The sequence below is a fragment of the Pseudomonas sp. GP01-A4 genome (genome assembly GCF_058780865.1).
On sequence record NZ_JBYSWF010000025.1, the window covers coordinates 56,485 to 77,976 of the forward strand.

The 21,492-nt window shown below is 61.7% G+C and carries 19 protein-coding genes and 1 pseudogene; 9 read left to right on the forward strand and 11 right to left on the reverse strand.

The window, feature by feature from the left end:
• Positions 1-42 precede the first annotated feature (42 nt).
• Complete coding sequence (locus AC3WKX_RS16250; protein WP_003214151.1) at positions 43-417, reverse strand: tetratricopeptide repeat protein; 375 nt, start codon at positions 415-417, stop codon at positions 43-45.
• 175 nt (positions 418-592) lie between these two features.
• On the opposite strand from AC3WKX_RS16250, the gene pyk reads away from it, so the two are divergent.
• On the forward strand, positions 593-2,044 hold the full coding sequence (pyk, locus tag AC3WKX_RS16255) for a pyruvate kinase (RefSeq protein WP_017475648.1): 1,452 nt from the start codon (positions 593-595) through the stop codon (positions 2,042-2,044).
• A gap of 199 nt (positions 2,045-2,243) precedes the next feature.
• Here pyk and AC3WKX_RS16260 read toward each other — a convergent pair whose 3' ends face one another.
• Together AC3WKX_RS16260 and AC3WKX_RS16265 are read right to left on the reverse strand one after the other, a co-directional pair.
• The gene (locus tag AC3WKX_RS16260) at positions 2,244-2,993 is read right to left on the reverse strand and encodes an enoyl-CoA hydratase-related protein (RefSeq protein WP_102605687.1); all 750 of its coding nucleotides are present in this window, start codon (positions 2,991-2,993) and stop codon (positions 2,244-2,246) included.
• A 30-nt stretch (positions 2,994-3,023) separates the two neighbouring features.
• Positions 3,024-3,956, reverse strand: a complete 933-nt coding sequence (locus tag AC3WKX_RS16265) for an iron-sulfur-binding ferredoxin reductase (RefSeq protein WP_102605688.1) — start codon at positions 3,954-3,956, stop codon at positions 3,024-3,026.
• Between the two features lie 216 nt (positions 3,957-4,172).
• Here AC3WKX_RS16265 and AC3WKX_RS16270 point away from each other — a divergent pair, with 216 nt between their 5' ends.
• The 4 genes from AC3WKX_RS16270 to AC3WKX_RS16285 all read left to right on the forward strand — a co-directional run bounded on the left by AC3WKX_RS16270 (position 4,173) and on the right by AC3WKX_RS16285 (position 10,607).
• Positions 4,173-5,696, forward strand: a complete 1,524-nt coding sequence (locus AC3WKX_RS16270) for a fumarate hydratase (RefSeq protein WP_003214142.1) — start codon at positions 4,173-4,175, stop codon at positions 5,694-5,696.
• Between the two features lie 216 nt (positions 5,697-5,912).
• A complete protein-coding gene (locus AC3WKX_RS16275) occupies positions 5,913-7,679 on the forward strand; it encodes an ATP-binding protein (RefSeq protein ID WP_008435493.1) in 1,767 nt (588 codons plus the stop codon).
• Positions 7,673-8,998, forward strand: a complete 1,326-nt coding sequence (locus AC3WKX_RS16280; RefSeq protein WP_102605689.1) for a sigma-54-dependent transcriptional regulator — start codon at positions 7,673-7,675, stop codon at positions 8,996-8,998. The genes AC3WKX_RS16275 and AC3WKX_RS16280 overlap by 7 nt, the downstream gene beginning before the upstream one ends.
• A gap of 289 nt (positions 8,999-9,287) precedes the next feature.
• Entirely contained in the window at positions 9,288-10,607 is a 1,320-nt protein-coding gene (locus AC3WKX_RS16285) for an MFS transporter (protein ID WP_010169987.1), read from the forward strand.
• A 62-nt stretch (positions 10,608-10,669) separates the two neighbouring features.
• Here AC3WKX_RS16285 and AC3WKX_RS16290 read toward each other — a convergent pair whose 3' ends face one another.
• Positions 10,670-11,425 carry a COG4705 family protein gene (locus AC3WKX_RS16290; RefSeq protein ID WP_102605691.1) on the reverse strand — a complete coding sequence of 252 codons (756 nt, stop codon included), beginning with the start codon at positions 11,423-11,425 and terminating at the stop codon, positions 10,670-10,672.
• A 195-nt stretch (positions 11,426-11,620) separates the two neighbouring features.
• On the opposite strand from AC3WKX_RS16290, the gene AC3WKX_RS16295 reads away from it, so the two are divergent.
• Positions 11,621-12,253, forward strand: a complete 633-nt coding sequence (locus AC3WKX_RS16295; protein ID WP_102605692.1) for a flavin reductase family protein — start codon at positions 11,621-11,623, stop codon at positions 12,251-12,253.
• Positions 12,254-12,394: 141 nt separating this feature from the next.
• Here AC3WKX_RS16295 and AC3WKX_RS16300 read toward each other — a convergent pair whose 3' ends face one another.
• Together AC3WKX_RS16300 and AC3WKX_RS16305 are read right to left on the reverse strand one after the other, a co-directional pair.
• Positions 12,395-12,643, reverse strand: a complete 249-nt coding sequence (locus AC3WKX_RS16300; RefSeq protein ID WP_003214132.1) for a hypothetical protein — start codon at positions 12,641-12,643, stop codon at positions 12,395-12,397.
• A 43-nt stretch (positions 12,644-12,686) separates the two neighbouring features.
• Positions 12,687-13,028, reverse strand: coding sequence for an antibiotic biosynthesis monooxygenase family protein (locus tag AC3WKX_RS16305; protein ID WP_003214130.1), 342 nt, complete (start codon positions 13,026-13,028; stop codon positions 12,687-12,689).
• Positions 13,029-13,354: 326 nt separating this feature from the next.
• Between AC3WKX_RS16305 and AC3WKX_RS16310 the strand changes: the two genes are divergently transcribed.
• Positions 13,355-14,284 (forward strand): AraC family transcriptional regulator, encoded by a 930-nt coding sequence (locus AC3WKX_RS16310; protein ID WP_102605693.1) that lies wholly within the window; start codon positions 13,355-13,357, stop codon positions 14,282-14,284.
• Positions 14,285-14,313: 29 nt separating this feature from the next.
• Here AC3WKX_RS16310 and AC3WKX_RS16315 read toward each other — a convergent pair.
• From AC3WKX_RS16315 to edd, 5 genes and pseudogenes are all read right to left on the reverse strand, one after another.
• A pseudogene (locus AC3WKX_RS16315) lies at positions 14,314-14,415 on the reverse strand (N-acetyltransferase); the annotation flags it as partial.
• A 21-nt stretch (positions 14,416-14,436) separates the two neighbouring features.
• Positions 14,437-15,906 (reverse strand): ATP-binding protein, encoded by a 1,470-nt coding sequence (locus AC3WKX_RS16320; RefSeq protein ID WP_003214126.1) that lies wholly within the window; start codon positions 15,904-15,906, stop codon positions 14,437-14,439.
• Positions 15,896-16,627: a response regulator gene (locus tag AC3WKX_RS16325; RefSeq protein ID WP_003214124.1), complete on the reverse strand. Its 732-nt coding sequence runs from the start codon at positions 16,625-16,627 to the stop codon at positions 15,896-15,898. Before AC3WKX_RS16325 ends, AC3WKX_RS16320 begins: the two co-directional genes overlap by 11 nt.
• Before the next feature lie 154 nt (positions 16,628-16,781).
• Positions 16,782-17,738: a glucokinase gene (locus AC3WKX_RS16330; protein WP_003214122.1), complete on the reverse strand. Its 957-nt coding sequence runs from the start codon at positions 17,736-17,738 to the stop codon at positions 16,782-16,784.
• Entirely contained in the window at positions 17,735-19,561 is a 1,827-nt protein-coding gene (edd, locus tag AC3WKX_RS16335) for a phosphogluconate dehydratase (protein WP_003214119.1), read from the reverse strand. The genes AC3WKX_RS16330 and edd overlap by 4 nt, the downstream gene beginning before the upstream one ends.
• A gap of 221 nt (positions 19,562-19,782) precedes the next feature.
• Here edd and gap point away from each other — a divergent pair, with 221 nt between their 5' ends.
• Both gap and AC3WKX_RS16345 read left to right on the forward strand, forming a co-directional pair.
• Positions 19,783-20,784, forward strand: a complete 1,002-nt coding sequence (gene gap / locus AC3WKX_RS16340; RefSeq protein WP_003214117.1) for a type I glyceraldehyde-3-phosphate dehydrogenase — start codon at positions 19,783-19,785, stop codon at positions 20,782-20,784.
• 184 nt (positions 20,785-20,968) lie between these two features.
• Positions 20,969-21,487: an RNA polymerase sigma factor gene (locus AC3WKX_RS16345; RefSeq protein WP_003214115.1), complete on the forward strand. Its 519-nt coding sequence runs from the start codon at positions 20,969-20,971 to the stop codon at positions 21,485-21,487.
• The last annotated feature ends 5 nt before the right edge of the window (positions 21,488-21,492 follow it).

Sequence of the window (21,492 nt, forward strand, 5' to 3'; positions counted from 1 at the left end):
CCCAAGACTGGCAACGAGCCAGCTATGGCATGACAAATATCATCACAACGACGCCGGCCGCGGCTGGGCAACGCTCGCGCCGGGGTAATGCCCCAGTTGCTGCAGGGTATCCAAACGGGCACGGGCACGGAATGCGTACTCGCTCGCCGGGTACTGGCTGATGATGAACTGATAGGTTTGCGCCGCATCGACAAACAGCTTCTCGCGCTCCAGGCACTGCCCGCGCAACATCGAGACTTCCGGTTGCACGTAGCGCCGGGAACGGCTTTCACGGTCGACCTGGGACAACTCAAGGGTGACCCGCTGGCAATCGCCCACACCGTAGGCGCGGTACGCATTGTTCAAATGATGGTCCATCGACCAACGGGTGCAGCCGACAACACTGACGGCCAGGGCAGCAATGATCACGATTCGCATGGGGGTTCTCCTGTCTTGTGCAGTGTATCGACCCTTCATCGAAAATCTTCAAGGTTGTTCATCTGTTCATGCAGAGTGAAAACAAGCGAATCATCGATAAGTAGTGCAAACGAACAATGACTACAACCAAAGAGCATAGTAGCCTTCCCCAGCGCTTGAACTCAGGAGTCCGTGCATGTCCGTCCGTCGTACCAAAATCGTCGCCACCCTTGGCCCGGCCAGTAACTCGCCGGAAGTCCTCGAACAGCTGATTCTGGCTGGCCTGGACGTTGCCCGTCTGAACTTCTCCCACGGCACCCCGGACGAGCACAAGGCTCGCGCCAAGCTGGTGCGTGACCTGGCCGCCAAGCATGGCCGCTTCGTGGCGTTGCTGGGTGACCTGCAAGGCCCGAAAATCCGTATCGCCAAATTCACCAACAAGCGGATCGAGCTGAAGATCGGTGACCAGTTCACTTTCTCCACCAGCCATCCGCTGACCGAGGGCAACCAGCAAGTCGTGGGTATCGACTACCCGGACCTGGTGAAAGACTGCGGCGTGGGCGACGAGCTGCTGCTGGACGACGGCCGTGTGGTAATGCGCGTCGACACCGCTACCCCGACCGAACTGAATTGCACCGTGATCATCGGCGGCCCGCTGTCGGACCACAAAGGCATCAACCGTCGCGGCGGTGGCCTGACTGCCCCGGCCCTGACTGAAAAAGACAAGGCCGACATCAAGCTCGCCGCCGAAATGGAAGTGGACTACCTCGCGGTATCCTTCCCGCGCGACGCCGCCGACATGGAATACGCCCGTAAACTGCGCGACGAAGCCGGCGGCACTGCCTGGCTGGTGGCGAAGATCGAACGCGCCGAAGCCGTAGCCGATGACGAAACCCTCGACGGCCTGATCAAGGCTTCCGACGCCGTGATGGTTGCCCGTGGCGACCTGGGTGTGGAAATCGGTGACGCCGAGCTGATCGGTATCCAGAAGAAAATCATCCTGCACGCACGTCGCCACAACAAGGCGGTGATCGTTGCGACCCAGATGATGGAGTCGATGATCCAGAACCCGATGCCAACCCGTGCCGAAGTGTCCGACGTGGCCAACGCCGTGCTCGACTACACCGACGCCGTGATGCTTTCGGCTGAAAGTGCGGCTGGCCCATACCCGCTGGAAGCCGTGCAGGCCATGGCACGCATCTGCGTCGGCGCTGAAAAGCACCCGACCAGCAAGACCTCCAGCCACCGTATCGGCAAGGTCTTCGAAAGCTGCGACCAGAGCATCGCCCTGGCGGCCATGTACACCGCCAACCACTTCCCGGGTGTGAAAGCGATCATCGCCCTGACCGAAAGTGGCTACACGCCGTTGATCATGTCGCGCATCCGTTCCTCGATCCCGATCTACGCGTTCTCCCCGCACCGCGAAACCCAGGCCCGTGCGGCCATGTTCCGCGGCGTCTACACCGTACCGTTCGACCCGGCATCGCTGCCGCCTGAGCAAGTCAGCCAGGCCGCGATCGACGAGTTGCTCAAGCGCGGCGTCGTGGAGAAAGGCGACTGGGTCATCCTGACCAAGGGCGACAGCTACCACACCATCGGCGGCACCAACGGCATGAAGATCCTGCACGTTGGCGACCCAATGGTCTGATTGACCGCTCGCTGAAAAACAAAAGCCCCGCCATGTGAATGGCGGGGCTTTTTGCATTGCAAATTGGCTTGTGTGTTGGCTTTACTGGCCTATTCGCGAGCAAGCCCGCTCCCACATTTGATCGCGTACATCCTGAAGAAACACGGTCGAATGTGGGAGCGGGCTTGCTCGCGAAGACGGCCGACCAGTCAACGCTCATTCATCTCCGAGTGATAAACCCCGACAACGCCGCAATCGCCTCCGGCGACTTCAACCTCTGGGTAAACAACGCCCCCTCCTCCTCGATCACCTTGCGCAACTGCTCGCGATCAACGCTTTTCATCAGATGCTTGCTGACCTGCACCGCGCCCGGCGCCAGGGTCTCAAACCGTCCAGCAATTTCCCGCGCCTTGGCCAGGGCCGATTCACCGCTACCCAATGCCTCGGTGGCAATGCCCCAGGCGGCAGCCTGTTCGCCGGTAAACCCTTCACCCAACAGCAGCAACTCCGCCGCCTTGGCATGCCCCAGCAAGCGCGGGAGGATCAAGCTGGACCCAAACTCCGGACACAGCCCCAGGTTGACGAACGGCATGCGCAACCGTGCATCCCGGCTGACATACACCAGGTCACAATGCAGCAGCAGCGTCGTGCCAATTCCCACCGCCACGCCCGCCACTGCCGCAATCACCGGCTTGCGGCAGTTGAGCAAGCTGCGCATGAAATTGAAGACCGGGCTGTCGAGATCCGCCGGCGGTTGTTCGAGGAAGTCGCCAATATCGTTACCGGCGGTGAAGCACTCGCTGCTGCCCTGGATCAGCACGGCATTCACGCAGGTATCGGCATCCGCCTGCTCCAGCGCCTCGGCCAATTGGCTGTACATGGCGCGGGTCAGGGCATTTTTCTTGTCCGGGCGGTTGAGCTGCAAAATCAGCAACCCGCGTTCGCGTTGCTGCAGGATGGCATCGGTCATGACAAATCTCGCGGCTGGGAAATTCAGCGCTCAACCACGGGGCAGGAACACATCGGCCAGCAGTTGATTGCGCGGCAGTCCGGCCAGGAACAGGCGCTTGGAAAAGGCCTCGACACTGGCCGGGTGCCCGCAGAGTAAAGCCAGAGTTTGCCGGGAAACAAGCCGCAGTTGCGCCAACGCCTGCGTCACCTCAGCCGCTGTCCATAGCTCAACGGTCACGTTCGGATGCGCACCAGCCAGCTGGGCCAATGGCCCGGCGAGGTAATGACCGCCCGCGTCATGGGCCAGGTGAATGACCCGGATGGCGCCCTGGTGATCCTGGCGCAAGGCCTCGCGCAACACGCCCCATAGCGGGCCGAGTCCGGTGCCCGAGGCCAGCAGCCAGAGCGGCCGCGATTGCCAGTCGGGGTCGTACTGCAACGCGCCGCCCCGCAATTCGCCCAGGCGCAGGCTGTCACCGGCCTTGAATTGGCGGGCGGCGTCGCTGAATTCGCCGGGCAGGCGGCAATCGATGTGAAATTCGAGAAACGGATCTTCCTGGGGCAGGCTGGCCAATGAATAAGGCCGCGCAACGCTGCCGGCCCACAACACCAGATGCTGCCCCGCCCGGTAGCGCAAGCCGCGTTCGGGTTGCAGCCGCAAGCGCAGTACACTCGGGGTCAACCAATCGACGCTCAACACCGTCGCCGGCAACCCGTCACGCAGCGGGTCGAAGGCTTCGACCTGCAAGTCACCTGCGACCTGGCACTGGCACGCCAGGCGCCAGCCATCCTGGCGCTGCGCCGGGCTCAGGGCATCCGGCTGGTTGTCCTGGATATCACCCTGGCAACGCACCAGGCAGGCATGGCAGCTGCCGGCGCGGCAACTATAAGGCACGGCCACGCCCGCCTGGTTCAGGGCATCCAGCAGGTTGCTGCCGGCGGCTACCGACCAGTGGCGTTCACCGACGTGAAGTTCAGGCATCAAGGGTCTCGGATCAAAAAGGCGTCTACAGGGAATCACGCCCGGTAGAGTTTGACCATAGTCGGGTGTATCGGCCACCGTGGCGGGTTATACTGCCGCGCCTTTTTAGCGTCGCGCCTGCACCACTTTGGCGTGCCTTGGAAAGGTGGCTTCAGCCGACCGATGCAACACTGACGCCACCTTTATTGAATGTTCCCTTATAGAGGAGCGCGACTCATGACCGTGATCAAGCAAGACGACCTGATTCAGAGCGTTGCCGACGCCCTGCAATTCATTTCCTACTACCATCCCGTTGACTTCATCCAGGCGATGCACGAGGCCTACCTGCGCGAAGAATCGCCAGCGGCCCGTGACTCCATGGCTCAGATCCTGATCAACTCGCGCATGTGTGCTACCGGCCACCGCCCGATCTGCCAGGACACCGGGATTGTCACCGTATTTGTACGTGTAGGCATGGACGTGCGCTGGGATGGCGCCACCATGAGCCTGGACGACATGATCAACCAAGGCGTGCGCCAGGCCTACAACCTGCCGGAAAACGTCCTGCGGGCTTCGATCCTCGCCGACCCGGCCGGTGCGCGTAAAAACACCAAGGACAACACCCCTGCCGTGATCCACTACTCCATCGTCCCGGGTAACACCGTGGAAGTGGACGTGGCCGCCAAGGGCGGTGGTTCCGAGAACAAGTCGAAAATGGCTATGCTCAACCCGTCCGACTCGATCGTCGACTGGGTGCTCAAGACCGTTCCGACCATGGGCGCCGGCTGGTGCCCACCGGGCATGCTTGGCATCGGCATCGGCGGCACCGCCGAGAAAGCCGCGGTAATGGCCAAGGAAGTGTTGATGGAATCCATCGACATCCACGAGCTGAAGAAGCGCGGCCCGTCCAACCGTATCGAAGAGATGCGCCTGGAGCTGTTCGAGAAGGTCAACCAACTGGGCATCGGCGCCCAGGGCCTGGGTGGCCTGACCACCGTGCTCGACGTGAAAATCATGGACTACCCGACCCACGCGGCTTCGCTGCCGGTGTGCATGATCCCCAACTGCGCCGCCACCCGTCACGCGCACTTCGTGCTCGACGGTTCGGGCCCTGCATCGCTCGAAGCGCCACCGCTGGACGCCTACCCGGAAATCGTCTGGGAAGCCGGCCCGTCGGCCCGTCGCGTCAACCTCGACACCCTGACCCCGGAAGACGTGCAGAGCTGGAAGCCGGGCGAAACCGTGCTGCTCAACGGCAAGATGCTCACCGGTCGCGACGCCGCGCACAAGCGCATGGTCGAGATGCTGAACAAGGGCGAAACCCTGCCGGTGGACCTCAAGGGTCGCTTCATCTACTACGTGGGCCCGGTTGATCCGGTGCGCGAAGAAGTGGTGGGGCCTGCCGGTCCGACCACCGCCACGCGGATGGACAAGTTCACCCGCCAGATCCTCGAGCAAACCGGCCTATTGGGCATGATCGGCAAATCCGAGCGCGGCCCGACCGCTATCGAAGCGATCAAGGACCACAAGGCGGTTTACCTGATGGCAGTGGGCGGCGCGGCTTACCTGGTGGCCCAGGCCATCAAGAAATCCCGCGTCGTGGCGTTCGCCGAGCTGGGCATGGAAGCGATCTACGAGTTCGACGTGAAAGACATGCCGGTCACCGTTGCCGTTGATAGCAAGGGCGAGTCGGTACACATCACCGGTCCTGCCATCTGGCAGAAAAAGATCAGTGAAAGCCTGGCGGTTGAAGTGCAGTAAGCATTTCCCCTGCAAGGATAAAAGGCGACCACTACGGTCGCCTTTTTTTGTTTCATGCACCTCTCACTGTGGCGAGGGAGCTTGCTCCGCTCCAGTGCGCAGCGCTCCCATTTTTTTGGGGCCGCTACGCGCCCCAGCGGGAGCAAGCTCCCTCGCCACAACAGCCATGCGCCTCATGCTATGGTGCTCGCCCCTAATTGCACTGTTCATCCTCGAATGATCGCGATTCCCCGGCCTTTGCGTTTGACCTTCTACTCCCTGCTGATCATCGCCGGCGCGGTACTGGCTGCCGCCCTGGCTACCCGCCACGCCGAACGCCTGGCCCTGGTGGATGACGCCGCCCGCGCCAATCAGCAGCTCATGCTTTATGGCAACTCCCTGCACACCCTGATCGAACGCTACCGCGCCCTGCCCGCCGTGCTGGCCCTGGACTCGGAAATGATCAGCGCCCTGAAGGGCCCGCTGGACACCGCCACCCAGGATTTGCTCAACCGCAAGCTGGAGCGCATCAACGGCGCCGCCCAGTCCTCGACCCTGGAACTGATGGACCGCAACGGCCTAGCCGTGGCCGCCAGCAACTGGAACCTGCCCAGCAGTTATGTGGGGCACAACTACGCGTTTCGCCCCTACTTCAGCCAAACCTTGAGCCAGGGCACCGGGCGTTTTTATGCAGTGGGCGTGACCACCGGGATTCCGGGGTATTTCCTCTCCAGCGCGGTGGTCGGCGAGAACGAGCAGTTCCTCGGTGCCATGGTGGTCAAGCTGGAGTTCCCGGAACTGGAGCGCGAGTGGGCCCAGGGCAATGACTTGCTGCTGGTCAGCGATGCCCGGGGCATTGTGTTTATCGCCAATCAGCCGGGCTGGCGCTACCGCGCGCTGCGTCCGTTGTCGGACAGCGACCACGCCGAACTCAAGGCCACCCGCCAATACGACAAGAAACAATTGCTGCCGCTGGACACCGAAGCCTTGCAGCGCTTTGACGAAAACAGCCACCTGATGCGCGTCGACGGCCCCGACGGCAAGGCCAATTACATTTGGGAATCCCTGCCGCTGAAGGCCGAAGGCTGGACCTTGCACCTGCTGCGCAAGCCACAATTTGCCTTTGAAGACCAACGCAACGCCGGCCTCGCCGCCGCCGGCTCATGGCTGGCGCTGGTGTTCCTGGTGCTGTTCCTGACCCAGCGCTGGCGCCTCGCCCGCTTGCGCCAGCGCAGCCGCGAAGAACTTGAACAACTGGTGGAAGAACGCACCCGCGCCCTGCGTACTGCCCAGGATGGCCTGGTGCAATCCGCCAAACTGGCAGCGCTGGGGCAGATGTCTGCCGCCCTCGCTCACGAAATCAACCAGCCATTGACCGCCCAGCGCATGCAGTTGGCGACTCTGCGGCTGCTGCTGGACCATGGCCGGGTGGACGACGCCTACCAGGCCCTGACCCCGCTGGACGACATGCTCACACGCATGGCCGCGCTCACCGGCCACCTCAAGACCTTCGCCCGCAAGAGCCCCAGCGGCCTGCGCGAACGCCTCGACCTGGCGACGGTGGTGGACCAGTCCCTGCACTTGCTCGATGCGCGCCTGCGGGACGAAGCCATCGGCACCGTACTGGACCTGACCCGCCCGGCCTGGGTACGCGGCGACGCGATCCGCCTCGAACAGGTGCTGATCAACCTGCTGCGCAACGCCCTCGACGCCATGGCCGACAAGCCACGCAAGCGCCTGGAGATCCGTCTGCACGCCGATCAGCAGCTATGGCACCTGACCGTCAGCGACAGCGGCGGCGGGATCGCCGAGGAAAACCTCAACAGCGTGTTCGACCCGTTCTTCACCACCAAGCCGGTGGGCGACGGGCTCGGCTTGGGGCTCGCCGTGTCGTACGCTATCGTCCACGAACTTGGCGGGCGCCTGAGCGCCGGCAATCAAGGTGACGGGGCGATCTTTACCCTGACCTTGCCCATCGCACTGGAGACGCCAGACCTATGTTGAATGCGGTGATTGTGGTCGACGACGAAGCCAGCATTCGCACGGCCGTCGAGCAATGGCTGAGCCTGTCGGGCTTTGAGGTGCAGTTGTTCAGCCGCGCCGAAGAATGCCTGGCGCAATTGCCCCGGGACTTTCCCGGGGTGATCCTGAGCGACGTGCGCATGCCCGGCCTCAGCGGCCTGGAGTTGCTGGCTGAAGTGCAGCGGCGTGACGCCGACCTGCCGGTGATTCTGCTCACCGGCCACGGCGATGTGCCGATGGCCGTCGAGGCCATGCGCGACGGCGCCTACGACTTCCTCGAAAAACCCTTCAGCCCCGAGGCCCTGCTCAGCAGCCTGCGCCGAGCGCTGGACAAGCGCGGGCTGGTGCTGGAAAACCGCCGGTTGCATCAGCAGGCCGATCACCGGGCCCAACTGGAATCGAGCCTGCTGGGGGTGTCCCGGGGTTTGCAGAACCTGCGCCGGCAAGTCCTGGACCTGGCCGGCTTGCCGGTCAATGTGTTGATTCGCGGTGAAACCGGCAGCGGCAAGGAGCTGGTCGCCCGTTGCCTGCATGATTTCGGCCCCCGGGCGAAGAAGCCGTTTGTGGCGCTGAACTGCGCGGCGATTCCCGAGCAGCTGTTTGAAGCCGAGCTGTTCGGCCATGAAAGTGGCGCGTTCACCGGCGCCCAGGGCAAGCGCATCGGCAAGCTGGAATACGCCAATGGCGGCACGCTGTTTCTCGATGAGATCGAAAGCATGCCGCTGGCCCAGCAGGTGAAATTGCTGCGGGTGTTGCAGGAGCAAAAACTCGAACGGCTCGGTTCCAATCAAAGCATCAAGGTGGACTTGCGGATCATCGCCGCCACCAAACCCGACCTGCTGGACGAAGCTCGCGCCGGGCGTTTTCGCGAGGACTTGGCCTATCGCCTGACCGTCGCACAACTGCGCCTGCCACCGCTGCGGGAACGCCGGGAAGACATTCCCCTGCTGTTCGAGCACTTTGCACAAAGCGCCGCCGAGCGCCTGGGCCGCAACTTCGCGCCGCTGAGCGGACCCGCGCTGGGGCGCCTGCTCAGCCATGACTGGCCGGGGAATGTGCGGGAGCTGGCCAATGCCGCGGAACGCCAGGTGCTGGGGCTGGGTGAACCGGAGCCGGAAGGCATCGAAGCCGGGCAATCGTTGGCGGCGCAGCAGGAAGCATTTGAAGCCCATTGCCTGAAAGCCGCGCTGACCCGGCACAAAGGCGATATCAAGGCGGTGCTGGCCGAGCTGCAACTGCCACGGCGCACCTTCAATGAAAAAATGCAGCGCCATGGCCTGGCGCGGGACACGTTCCTCTAACCCGATCGTTCCCACGCTCCGCGTGGGGATGCAGCTCTGGGCGCTCCGCGTCCGCCCTTAAAATCGTGACACGGAGCGTCACAGGATGCGCTCCCACGCAGAGCGTGGGAGCGATCTTCGTCGGCGGTTTTCCGCTCATCCCCCTTGATTCATCAGCAATTTTCCGCTCAAAAATTTCCGCAAACCCTTCTAGACCGGGCCTTCATCGGCTTGGCACAGCTCCTGCTATAGCCCAGCCAGGCTGCGCTACCGCGCGCTCCACAAAAACAATTAGATGAAGGATCCTTAAATGGATAACTCCAACTCCCTGCCTCTGGGGTCGGCGGCTGCGCCGGCAAAAGAACGCACCACCTCCAGCCGTATCAGGTCGATCTTCAGCGGATCGGTCGGCAACATGGTCGAGTGGTACGACTGGTACGTCTACGCGGCTTTCTCCCTGTATTTCGCCAAGACCTTTTTCCCGAAAGGCGACACCACCGCCCAACTCCTGAACACCGCCGCGATCTTCGCCGTGGGCTTCCTGATGCGTCCGATCGGTGGCTGGCTGATGGGCCTGTACGCCGACAAGGTCGGGCGTAAAAAGGCCTTGATGGCCTCGGTGTACCTGATGTGCTTCGGCTCTTTGCTGATTGCCCTGAGCCCGGGCTATGAAGCCATTGGTATCGGTGCGCCGATCCTGCTGGTTTTCGCCCGCTTACTGCAGGGGCTGTCGGTCGGCGGTGAATACGGCACCTCCGCCACTTACCTCAGCGAAATGGCGACCAAGGAACGTCGGGGCTTCTACTCCAGCTTCCAGTACGTGACCCTGATCTCCGGCCAGCTCATCGCCCTGGCGGTATTGATCGTGCTGCAACAATTGCTGACCACCGAACAACTGTACGACTGGGGCTGGCGCATCCCGTTCGCCATCGGCGCCCTGTGTGCGGTAGTGGCGCTGTACCTGCGTCGTGGCATGGAAGAAACCGAGTCGTTCACCAAGAAAGAAAAGGCCAAGGAAAGCGCAATGCGCACCTTGATGCGCCACCCCAAGGAACTGATGACCGTAGTCGGCCTGACCATGGGCGGCACCCTGGCGTTCTACACCTACACCACCTACATGCAGAAATACCTGGTGAACACCGTCGGCATGAGCATCTCCGACTCCACCACCATTTCGGCGGCCACGCTGTTCCTGTTCATGTGCCTGCAACCCATCATCGGCGGGCTGTCGGACAAGGTTGGCCGCCGGCCGATCCTGATCGCCTTCGGCGTCCTCGGCACGCTGTTCACCGTGCCGATCCTCACCACCCTGCACACCATCCAGACCTGGTGGGGCGCGTTCTTCCTGATCATGGCGGCGCTGATCATCGTCAGCGGCTACACCTCGATCAACGCCGTGGTGAAGGCCGAATTGTTCCCCACCGAAATCCGCGCCCTGGGTGTTGGCTTGCCCTATGCGCTGACCGTGTCGATCTTCGGCGGCACCGCTGAATACATCGCGCTGTGGTTCAAGAGCATTGGTATGGAAACCGGTTACTACTGGTACGTCACCGCGTGTATTGCGGTGTCGCTGTTGGTGTATGTGACCATGAAGGACACCCGCAAGCATTCGCGGATTACTACGGACTAAGGGTTCGACAGGCGTAAAAAAAGGGCCATGTCAGTCAATGACACGGCCCTTTTTCATTGCCCTCAAGACAGCTCGGCAGCTGCCTGGCGTCCATACCGACGCTGGGCATACGCCGCCCCGGCAATCATCACCACCAGCACCGCCGCCAACACGGCCGACGAGCCGATGGTGCCAAAGTCCAGCCCGCCCTTTTCATGGGGTTTGGTCAGGAAGTCACCCAGGGTTGCGCCGAACGGCCGGGTCAACACAAACGCCACCCAGAACAGCAGCACCGACGAAATCCGCGTGAAGTATTTAAGCAACACCACCACCGCGATACTCGCCCCGATCAGCAACGCGCCACCAGCGAACCCCAGCCCGGAATCATCCGCGAGGAAATCACCCAGCGCCGTGCCCAGGGTGTTGGAGAACAGAATCGCCATCCAGTAGAACAGCTCACCGCGAAAGGTCTGCACCTTGTTCACGTTCAGCGAGTCGCCGCTGATACGCCACAGGGCAAAGATCGCCACCAGGATCGACACCAGAATCATCGAGCCCGTGGCATAACCCAGCCCCAGCGTGCGGTCCATAAAGTCCGACATGGTGGTGCCGGCGGTGCTGGTGGACAGGATCACGATCCAGTACAGCACCGGGTTGTAGGTTTTCGACCAGAGTTGCGTCACCAGAGTGACCAGGAACACGCTGATCAGGATCATCGAGCTGATGGCGTAACCGACATTCAAGGTCATCGACAGCAAGTCCCCGGCGGTTTCGCCCAGGGTCGTGGCGCAGATTTTCATGACCCAGAACGCCAGGGTGATCTGAGGAAGTTTGTTCATTGTGCAGAAGGCTCCAAAGGCTCAGTCGTTCAATCGGTCGACTTATAGGGGGTGTCGACCTGGCGCGCAGACTGACCCGGGAGCTGTGAAAAATAGGTGGGGGCTGTATGAAAATTCCATATGGATGATAGAAATCCGCCGCGCCGGATTGCACTATGGTGCCCTCCCCAGAACAGCGCAGCAGGAACCCCGGCCATGTCCGACGATATTCATTTCTACGAACCCGCCAACGGCCACGGCCTGCCCCATGACCCGTTCAACGCGATCGTCGGCCCGCGCCCGATTGGCTGGATTTCGTCCCACGACAGCCAGGGCCGCCTGAACCTGGCGCCCTACAGTTTCTTTAACGCGTTCAACTACATTCCGCCGATCATTGGGTTTTCCAGTGTCGGGCGCAAAGACAGCCTGAACAACATCGAACAGACCGGTGAGTTCGTGTGGAACCTGGCCACCCGCCCGCTGGCCGAGCAGATGAACCAGAGTTGCGCGCCGGTATCACCCGAGGTCAACGAGTTTGAATTGTCGGGCCTGACGCCGGTGGCTTCAAAGGTGATCGCCGTGCCTCGCGTGGGCGAAAGCCCGGTGTCGTTCGAGTGCAAGGTGACGCAGATCATTCAGCTGCAGCGCGCCGACAAGGAGCTGGTGCCAAGCTGGTTGGTGCTCGGCGAGGTGGTCGCGGTGCATATCGCCAAATGGCTGCTGAAAGACGGGGTGTACGACACGGCTGCCGCCCAGCCGATCCTGCGTGGAGGTGGCCCGGCGGATTATTTTCAGTTGGGGCCGGAAGCGCTGTTCAAAATGTACCGCCCAGGCGCCGCGAAACGCTGATTGGAATGCGATAAAAATGTGGGAGCGGGCTTGCTCGCGAAGGGGGCGTATCAGTCAATGCATATGCCAACTGATCCACCGCATTCGCGAGCAAGCCCGCTCCCACACAAGCCCGCTCCCAGATTTGGATCAGCGGTGTTTTTAGTTGGCGGAAGTTGCCCAAGAGAGCTGACCGTCTTCATCTACATCGACCAAGCGCTCCAGTTGCAGAGCTGCGGCATCGTCGGCGTCGGAGGCAGTCTTGAACGTCTGTCCATCGAGGATCTTGTGAAAGCGCGGTGCGCCCATGCCATCCAGCGCCTTGACGGCGATGGCGGCGCTATAGCCACCCTCTTCTTCACGCACCAAGGCGGAAACGGCTTCGTGGTGGGCAAACTCTTTACGTGCCATGTTGCAGGTCCTGGCCAATGGGAAAGGCGGCCATTCTAAAGCACTAGCCCGCCAGTTGCAGGTACTCGCCATAGGCATTGGCTGCCGAGGCGTCGGTGAAGGTCTGGAAGTCCATGCTGCGAACCACCATGTCATTCAACAACTCGGTGAAGACCATCAGCGCCGGCGAGCTGAAGTAGGCACTCATCGCCTGCTCGCTGCTCCAGAAGCCCGACACCAACCACACATCCGGGTCGGCCAGGGAGTGCTGCAACGAGAATTGCAGGCAACCCTGAGCCTGGCGGCCCGGTTCGATCAAACTGCTCAAGCGTGCACCCAGTTCGGTGCTGTACCCGGTACGGGCACGGATAAAGGCCATATGGCTCGCGGGAATGGGGGTGGACATGTTCGACTCTCCCGTTGAGAAGTGATGCTCGGCAAGCACTGTGAGGGCGTGTTGCCACAGGATCAAAGATACGGGCGCGGGGGTGGATGCGGTTAGTCAATTCCTGCTGGCTTATTGCACAATCCTGCGAGATGCGTAGATATAGCAATCGGCCTGCGAAGTTTATTCCCGGCATGACTGCCGTATTTCAGGGGCATGACAGGCCCCGGCTTGCCTGATTCACGATTTTTCGCAGGATCAGGCAAGGATTGTGCAGAATCGAAATACCGCTTTTTGCAAAGTCGCCCTTAAGCTGTGCCCATCGTCAAAGCACCAGAGGATGTCCCATGTCGTCGCCCGAACTTCGCTCCAACCCCCTCGACGCCGATATGGAAAAGCAGCGCGCAGAACTCGCCGGCATCGTTCGCCGGCATACCTGGGAGGATGGTTCCTACGGCACGGCGATCACGTCGCTGTATCTCAACCGTCATAACTCCCCGCGTGAATTCACGCCGGTGCTGGTGGAACCCGCACTGTGCATCCTCGCCCAGGGTCGCAAGGAAGTGCGTTTGGCGGATGAAGTCTTCGCCTATGACCCGCTCAATTACCTGGTGTTTTCGGTAGCGATGCCGGTGGCCGGGCGCATCCTTGATGCCACGCCGGAAGACCCCAACCTGTCGATTCGGGTGAATATCGACCCGGCACAGATCACCGCACTGATTGCCGAAGCCGGGCCGATGGGCGTGCCCCCGCGCCCGACCTCCCGAGGGATGTATGTCGACCGCCTGGACAGCCAGCTACTGGACGCCGTGCTGCGCCTGACCCGATTGCTCGACACACCGAAAGACATCGCAATGCTCGCGCCGCTGATCAATCGGGAAATTCTCTATCGCCTGTTGCGCGGTCCGCAGGGTTATCGGCTGTATGAAATTGCCGTCGCCAACAGTCAGAGCCATCGGGTGAGCCAGGCGATCACCTGGTTGAACGGCAACTACGAACAGCCCCTGCGCATTGATGACCTGGCCAAGGAAGTGAACCTCAGCGTCTCGACCTTGCACCACCGCTTCAAGGCGATGACCGCCATGAGCCCGTTGCAGTACCAAAAACAGTTGCGCTTGCAGGAGGCTCGGCGGCTGATGATCGCCGAGGGCCTGGAAGCCTCGGCGGCGGGGTATCGGGTGGGCTATGAGAGCCCATCACAGTTCAGCCGCGAATACAGCCGGCTGTTTGGTGCGCCGCCGTTGCGGGATCTGGCCAGGTTGCGCCAGAGCGTCTAACCACGGTTATAACACCGGATACTAATAATGTGGCGAGGGAGCTTGCTCCCGTTGGACTGCGCAGCAGTCCCATCTTTTGGGGCCGCTTCGCGCCCCAACGGGAGCAAGCTCCCTCGCCACAAGTACTCAATCAGCTGCGGTATTGGTGGTGTTCAATCCAGGCCACGAGGCAGTTGCAAGGTCACCCGCAAACCGCCCTCCCGCAGATTCTGCAAACTCACTTCACCGCCATGGCTGTGGGCAATGTTGCGGGCGATGCCCAGGCCCAGGCCGTAACCCTGTTGCTGCCCGGCCAGGCGGAAGTGCGGCTCGAAGACCTGCTCCAGGCGCTGTTCCGGCACGCCCGGGCCTTCGTCGTCGACGTGGAGGATGAACTCCGCGCCATCGTCTTCAATGTGCAAATGGGCGTTCTGCCCGTACTTCAGGGCGTTGTCGATCAGGTTGCCGATGCAGCGCTTGAGCGCCAGCGGCTTGCCCGGGTACGTCGTAAGTGCCCGACCATGTTGGGTCACGCGCCCATTGCCGTTGGGCGCCAGGTACGGCTCCACCAGGCAGTCGAGTACGTGGTTGAGGTCCACCGGTTCGATGTTTTCGTGGATGTCGGTGTCCTTCACGCACTGCAACGCGCCTTTGACCAGCAACTCCAGTTCATCCAGGTCGCGGCCGAACTTGGCTTGCAGGTTCTCGTCTTCCAGCAATTCCACCCGCAACCGCAGGCGTGTGATGGGTGTGCGCAGGTCGTGGGAAATGGCGCTGAACAGCTGGCTGCGTTCGGTCAGGTAACGGCTGATGCGTTCGCGCATGGCATTGAACGCGCGGCCTACTTCCACCACTTCGCTGCCGCCGCCTTCGGCCACCGGCTCCACGTCGGCGCCCAGGGACATGTCCCGCGCCGCCCTCGCCAGGCGCTTGAGTGGACGGCTTTGCCAGTGCACCAACAGGCCGATAAACAGCAGCAGGAAGCCGCTGGTGAGCACGATAAACCACACCTGCTGGTATGGCAGGCCTTGTTCTTCGAGGCTGGTATAGGGTTCGGGCAGCAAGGAGGCAATGTAGAGCCATTCGCCCTGGGCCAGCTGGATCTGGGTGACCAACACCGGCGGATTCACCGGTTCCAGGGTCAACGCGTAATGCGCCCAGGAGCGCGGCAATTCATCGAGTTTCAAGCCGGCGTTGAAGATGCGCAGGTCTTCGGCGCTGACGAACTCCACCGAAACATGCACGTCGCTGCCCAGGGTCTGGCGCAACACTTCTTCGACAGCACCGAGCACTGCATGCTTGCGCGGGGTTTCCGGCAATACCGCCATGTCCAGGGGCTTATCGTTGAGCGTCACCACAAACCGGGTACCGCCCATGCTGCGCAACTGGTCCAGTACCAACGGCCGGAAGGCCACCGGCAACGAGCGGAAATAACTGACGCTGGCGGTCATCGAATGCGCCAGGCTGCGGGCGGCGGTTACCAGGCCTTCAAGCTGGGTAGCGCGCAATTGCGAGACCCAGATCACGCTGGACAACGCCTGGGCAAACAGCACCGCCAACAGGGTCAGCAGTAACATCCGCCCCAGCAGCGAACGCGGTACCGGGATGCGCCGGCGCAGTTCACGCAGGCGCTCAGTGGGCATTGCCGGCAACCACGCTGGCTGCCAATTGATAGCCACTGCCGCGCACGGTGCGGATCAGCCGGGGTGGTTTTTCGGTGTCGCGCAGGCGTTGGCGCAGACGGCTGACGGCCATGTCGACAATCCGGTCCAGCGGCATCAGGTCGCGGCCACGGGTGGCGTTGCCGATGGTGTCGCGGTCGAGGATTTGCTGGGGGTGGTCGAGGAACAGTTTGAGCAGGGCAAAATCGGCGCCGGAAAGAATCACTTCCTCGCCGTCGACGTGGAACAGCCGGTGGCTGACCATGTCCAGGCGCCACTCGCCAAACACCAGCACCTCGCCGCCGCTGCGCTCCTGGCCAAACTGGCAACGCCGCAACAGGGCCTTGATACGGGCCTGCAGCTCACGGGGGCTGAAGGGTTTGCCGATGTAATCGTCGGCACCCAGCTCCAGGCCGATCACGCGGTCGGCTTCGTCGGAACTGGCGGTGAGCATGATGATCGGCACCTGGGCCTGGCGTGGGTGCTGGCGGATCCAGCGGCAGAGGCTGAAACCGTCTTCATCCGGCAGCATCACATCAAGGATCACCAGGTCGCACGGGGCTTCGTTCATCGCCTGGCGGAACCCCGCGCCATCCGGCACGCCGCGCACCTGGAAACCGGCGCGGCTGAGGTAGGTTTGCAGCAACTCGCGGATTTCCTGGTCGTCGTCGACCAGGAGAATGGATTTACTGATTACGCTCACGGGGTCCTCCTTGTTGTTATGGCCAAGCTTAAGTCATTTGTTGCCCTTGAGGCCGCCTTCGCGAGCAAGCCCGCTCCCACATTCGACCTCATTCATCCAGTTGGAATGGGATTGAATGTGGGAGCGGGCTTGCTCGCGAAGAGGCCATCACTGCCTACGCAAATGCCTGCTCAAGCGCCACACCAGCACCTGTCAACCCTGAATACGGTGCCGTCACCAGCCACACCGGAATGCCTTTGAAGTAGTCGCTCATGCAGCCCTTGTCGCCAAAACTCCTGGCAAAACCACTCTTGATAAAGAAATCGGCAAAGCGCGGGATCACCCCACCCACGATGTACACCCCGCCACGACCACCGGTGGTCAGCACGTTGTTACCGGCAACGCGGCCCAGCCAGATACTGAACTGGTCCAGCACTTCCAGGGCAATCGGATCACCCGCCAGGCCGGCAGCAGTGATGGCCTCGGGGGTTTCCAGAACCGCCTCGTGACCGTCCACCGCGCAGATCGCCCGGTACAACCTGGGCAAACCGCCACCGCTCAAGGCAGTTTCAGCGCTGACATGGCCGATCTCATTGTAGATGTGCTGCCACAGCTGGGCTTCACGCGGGCTGCTCACGGGCAGGTCGACATGGCCGCCCTCCCCCGGCAATGCCGCCCAACGGCCATGGCCGAGGTCGAGCAAGGTGCCGACGCCCAGGCCGGTGCCCGGGCCGATCACCACCGCAGGGCGCAACGGCTCAGGCGTGCCTTCGCACACCACGCGGAATTCGTCGGGCTTCAGGCGGGTCATGCCCAGGGCCATGGCCGAGAAATCATTCACCAGCAGCAGCTCGTCCACCTGCAAGGTCTTGCAGAACGCAGTCTTGCTCAGGCGCCAGTGATTGTTGGTGAATTTAAATTCATCTCCACTCACCGGCCCCGCGACCGACAGGCACACCGCGCCAATCGAGCCGATGGCCAGGCCTTCTTCCTTCAGATAGACCTGGATCGCCTCTTCCGGGCTGGCATGATCCGCCGTCGCATGGACGCGGATCGAATGCAGCTCCTGATCCCGCCACAACGCAAAACGGGCGTTGGTACCACCGATATCACCGACCAGCGCTAGCTTCACTTAAGTGTCTCCAAGGCAGAGGTAAAGGCGCTGGCGCCCTGCTCTGCGGAGCTTGCAGCCAAACGCATGAACGCAAACAACTCGCGACCGGCCCCCACGTTATTGCCCAGAAGGCCCGTGGCAGGCGCGCGCGCGGCAAATTCTTCGGCGTCCACCTTAAGCTCCAAGGTGCCTTTGACGCCATCCACGCGAATGATATCGCCATCGCGCACACGTGCCAGTGGCCCGCCGCTCTGGGCTTCGGGGTTGACGTGAATCGCGGCGGGAATCTTACCCGAGGCGCCGGACATGCGCCCGTCTGTTACCAACGCCACTTTGAAGCCACGATCCTGCAACACGCCGAGGAACGGGGTCATCTTGTGCAATTCCGGCATGCCGTTGGAGCGCGGGCCCTGGAAACGCATCACCGCAACAAAGTCTTTTTCCAACTCACCGGCCTTGAACGCGTCGGCCAGGTCTTGCTGGTCCTGGAACACCACGGCCGGGGCTTCGACGATTTGATGTTCGAGGGCCACGGCGGAGACCTTCATCACACCCCGGCCGAGGTTGCCTTCCATTACCCGCAGGCCGCCTTCCGGAGAGAACGCACGGGCCACGGGACGCAGGATGGTTTCGTCGAGGCTTTCGATCGGGCCTTCACGCCATACCAGCTCGCCGTCCACCAGGAACGGTTCCTGGGTGTAGCGGCTCAGGCCATGACCGGCCACGGTGTTGACGTCGTTGTGCAGCAGGCCGGCTTCCAGCAGTTCGCGGATCAGGAACGACATGCCTCCCGCCGCCTGGAAGTGGTTGATGTCGGCCTTGCCGTTTGGATACACGTGGGACAGGGTCGGCACCACCTCGGAGAGGTCGGCCATGTCATCCCAGGTCAGGATGATGCCCGCCGACATGGCGATGGCCGGCATGTGCAGGGTGTGGTTGGTGGACCCACCAGTGGCGTTGAGGGCGATGATGGAGTTGACGATGGATTTCTCGTCGACGATCTCGCCGATCGGCGTGAAGCTGCCGTTGGCCTTGGTCAGGCGCGTGACCTGGTGCGCGGCTTCGCGGGTCAGGGCGTCACGCAGCGGCGTGTACGGGTTGACGAACGAGGCGCCCGGCAGGTGCAGGCCCATGACTTCCATCAGCAACTGGTTGGTGTTGGCGGTGCCGTAGAAGGTGCAGGTGCCCGGGCTGTGGTAGGACTTCATCTCCGATTCCAGCAGCTCTTCGCGGGTGGCCTTGCCTTCGGCGTAGCGCTGGCGCACGTCGGCTTTCTGTTTGTTGGAGATCCCCGACGGCATCGGGCCGCCCGGTACGAAGATCATCGGCAGGTGGCCGTAGCGCAGGGCGCCCATCATCAGGCCGGGGACGATCTTGTCGCAGATACCCAGCATCAGCGCGGCGTCGAACATGTTGTGGGACAGCGCTACCGCTGTGGACATGGCAATCACTTCGCGGCTCAGCAGGCTGAGCTCCATGCCTGGCTCGCCCTGGGTCACGCCGTCGCACATGGCGGGGGTACCGCCGGCGAACTGGCCAACAGAACCGACTTCACGCAGGGCCTTTTTGATTTGCTCGGGGAAATGTTCGTATGGCTGGTGGGCCGACAGCATGTCGTTATATGACGAAACAATTGCCACGTTGGCGGCGTTCATCATGCGCAGGCTGTTTTTGTCTTCGGTGCCACACCCGGCCACGCCGTGGGCAAAGTTGGCGCATTGCAGCTTGCCGCGCATCGGGCCGTCGCTGGCAGCGCCGCGAATGAGCGCAAGGTATGCCTCACGGGTTGCACGGCTGCGGGCGATAAGCCGTTCGGTGACCTCAAGTACGCGGGGATGCATGTATAGAACTCCAGGCTAACGGATGTGGCGACCTGAGTGTCTATGCTGGTCAAAAGCCCGCCGCGAAAAGGTTGGCAGGGTGTTGCTTGACCAATCGGACCAGTTGATTCAGGTCACTCGTTGTAGATTGAACAAAATATTGCCACTAAAAAGGCTTGTTTTCTATTTTTATGCGAATAATCTTGTAATTCTTACAACAAATCGACGACAGGCACCTTCCAATGACTCTACGTATCGCTATCAATGGTTTTGGCCGTATTGGCCGTAATGTCCTGCGCGCACTTTATACCCAAGGCTACCGTCAGGATTTGCAGATCGTCGCCATCAACGATCTCGGCGACAGCTCGATCAATGCCCACCTGCTTAAATACGACACCGTCCACGGTACTTTCGACGCAGAGGTCGCTCATGATCAGGAAAGCCTGACCGTGAACGGTGACCGGATTGCCGTGAGTGCCATTCGCAACCCGGCCGACCTGCCGTGGGCTGCCCACAAGGTGGACGTGGTGTTCGAATGCACCGGTCTGTTCACCGACCGTGACAAGGCCGCCGCCCATATTACCGCCGGCGCGCGCAAGGTAATCATCTCGGCCCCGGCCAAGGGCGCCGATGCCACCGTGGTGTACGGGGTAAACCATGACATTTTGCGTCAATCCCACCAGATCATCTCCAACGCTTCCTGCACCACCAACTGCCTGGCGCCCGTGGCCCAGGTGCTGCACCGCGAGCTGGGCATCGAAAGCGGCCTGATGACCACCATCCACGCCTACACCAACGACCAGAACCTGACCGACGTCTACCACACCGACCCGTACCGCGCGCGCTCGGCCACCCAGAACATGATCCCGAGCAAGACCGGCGCTGCCGAAGCCGTGGGCCTGGTGCTGCCGGAACTGGCAGGCAAGCTGACCGGCATGGCCGTGCGTGTACCGGTGATCAACGTGTCGCTGGTGGACCTCACCGTGCAACTGAAAAAAGAAGCCAGTGCCGAGCAGGTCAACGCGCTGCTGAAAGAAGCCAGCCAGCACTCGAAAATCCTCGGCTACAACACCCTGCCGCTGGTTTCCAGTGACTTCAACCATAACCCGCTTTCGTCGATCTTCGACGCCAATCACACCAAAGTGAGCGGCAAACTGCTGAAAGTGCTGGCCTGGTATGACAACGAGTGGGGCTTCTCGAACCGGATGCTGGATAACTGCCTGGCGCTGTGCAACGCCGAGTAATGCTCGGCCTGTAGGAGCGAGCTTGCTCGCGAAAAACGCAAAACCACCGCGTTTATTCAGGATGCCAGCGATATCGTTGACGCCCTTCGCGAGCAAGCTCGCTCCTACAGTAATCCAAAGTGCCACTTGCCATTTGCGTTGATGATAAGCATTATCATTCGCTGCAAATCGGTCTGGTATCACTGTGAGCCAATCTCGTTTCAACCAAGTCTTCCTCACCCAGCGGGTGATTTTGCTGCGCACCTTGCAGCGGATGGTGAATAACCACAGCACCGCCGAGGACCTGTTGCAGGAAACCTACCTGCGCGTTACCCGGGCCCTGAGCGAACGGCCGATCGACCACCTCGAACCCTTTGTCTACCAGACGGCGCGCAACCTGGCGCTGGACCACCTGCGCGCCCGCAGGATTCAGGCCCGCACCCTGCAGGAAGATGTCCCGCTGGACGTCCTGCAAAGCGTCGCCTCCCCCGTCAGCACCCCCGAAGACGCGACACAGGCCGAGCAATTGCTCGAGCACCTGAGTGTCAGCCTCGGCCAGTTGAGCGCCCGCCAGCAGCAGATATTCATCCTCAGCCGCCTGCACGGTTGCAGCTATCAGGAGATCGCCGACAAGCTCGACGTGTCCCTGAGCACCGTGCAGAAGGAACTGAAACTGATCATGGCCATCTGCATAGGTGTGGCCGAAAGACTGGATCGCCCTTAAGCTTT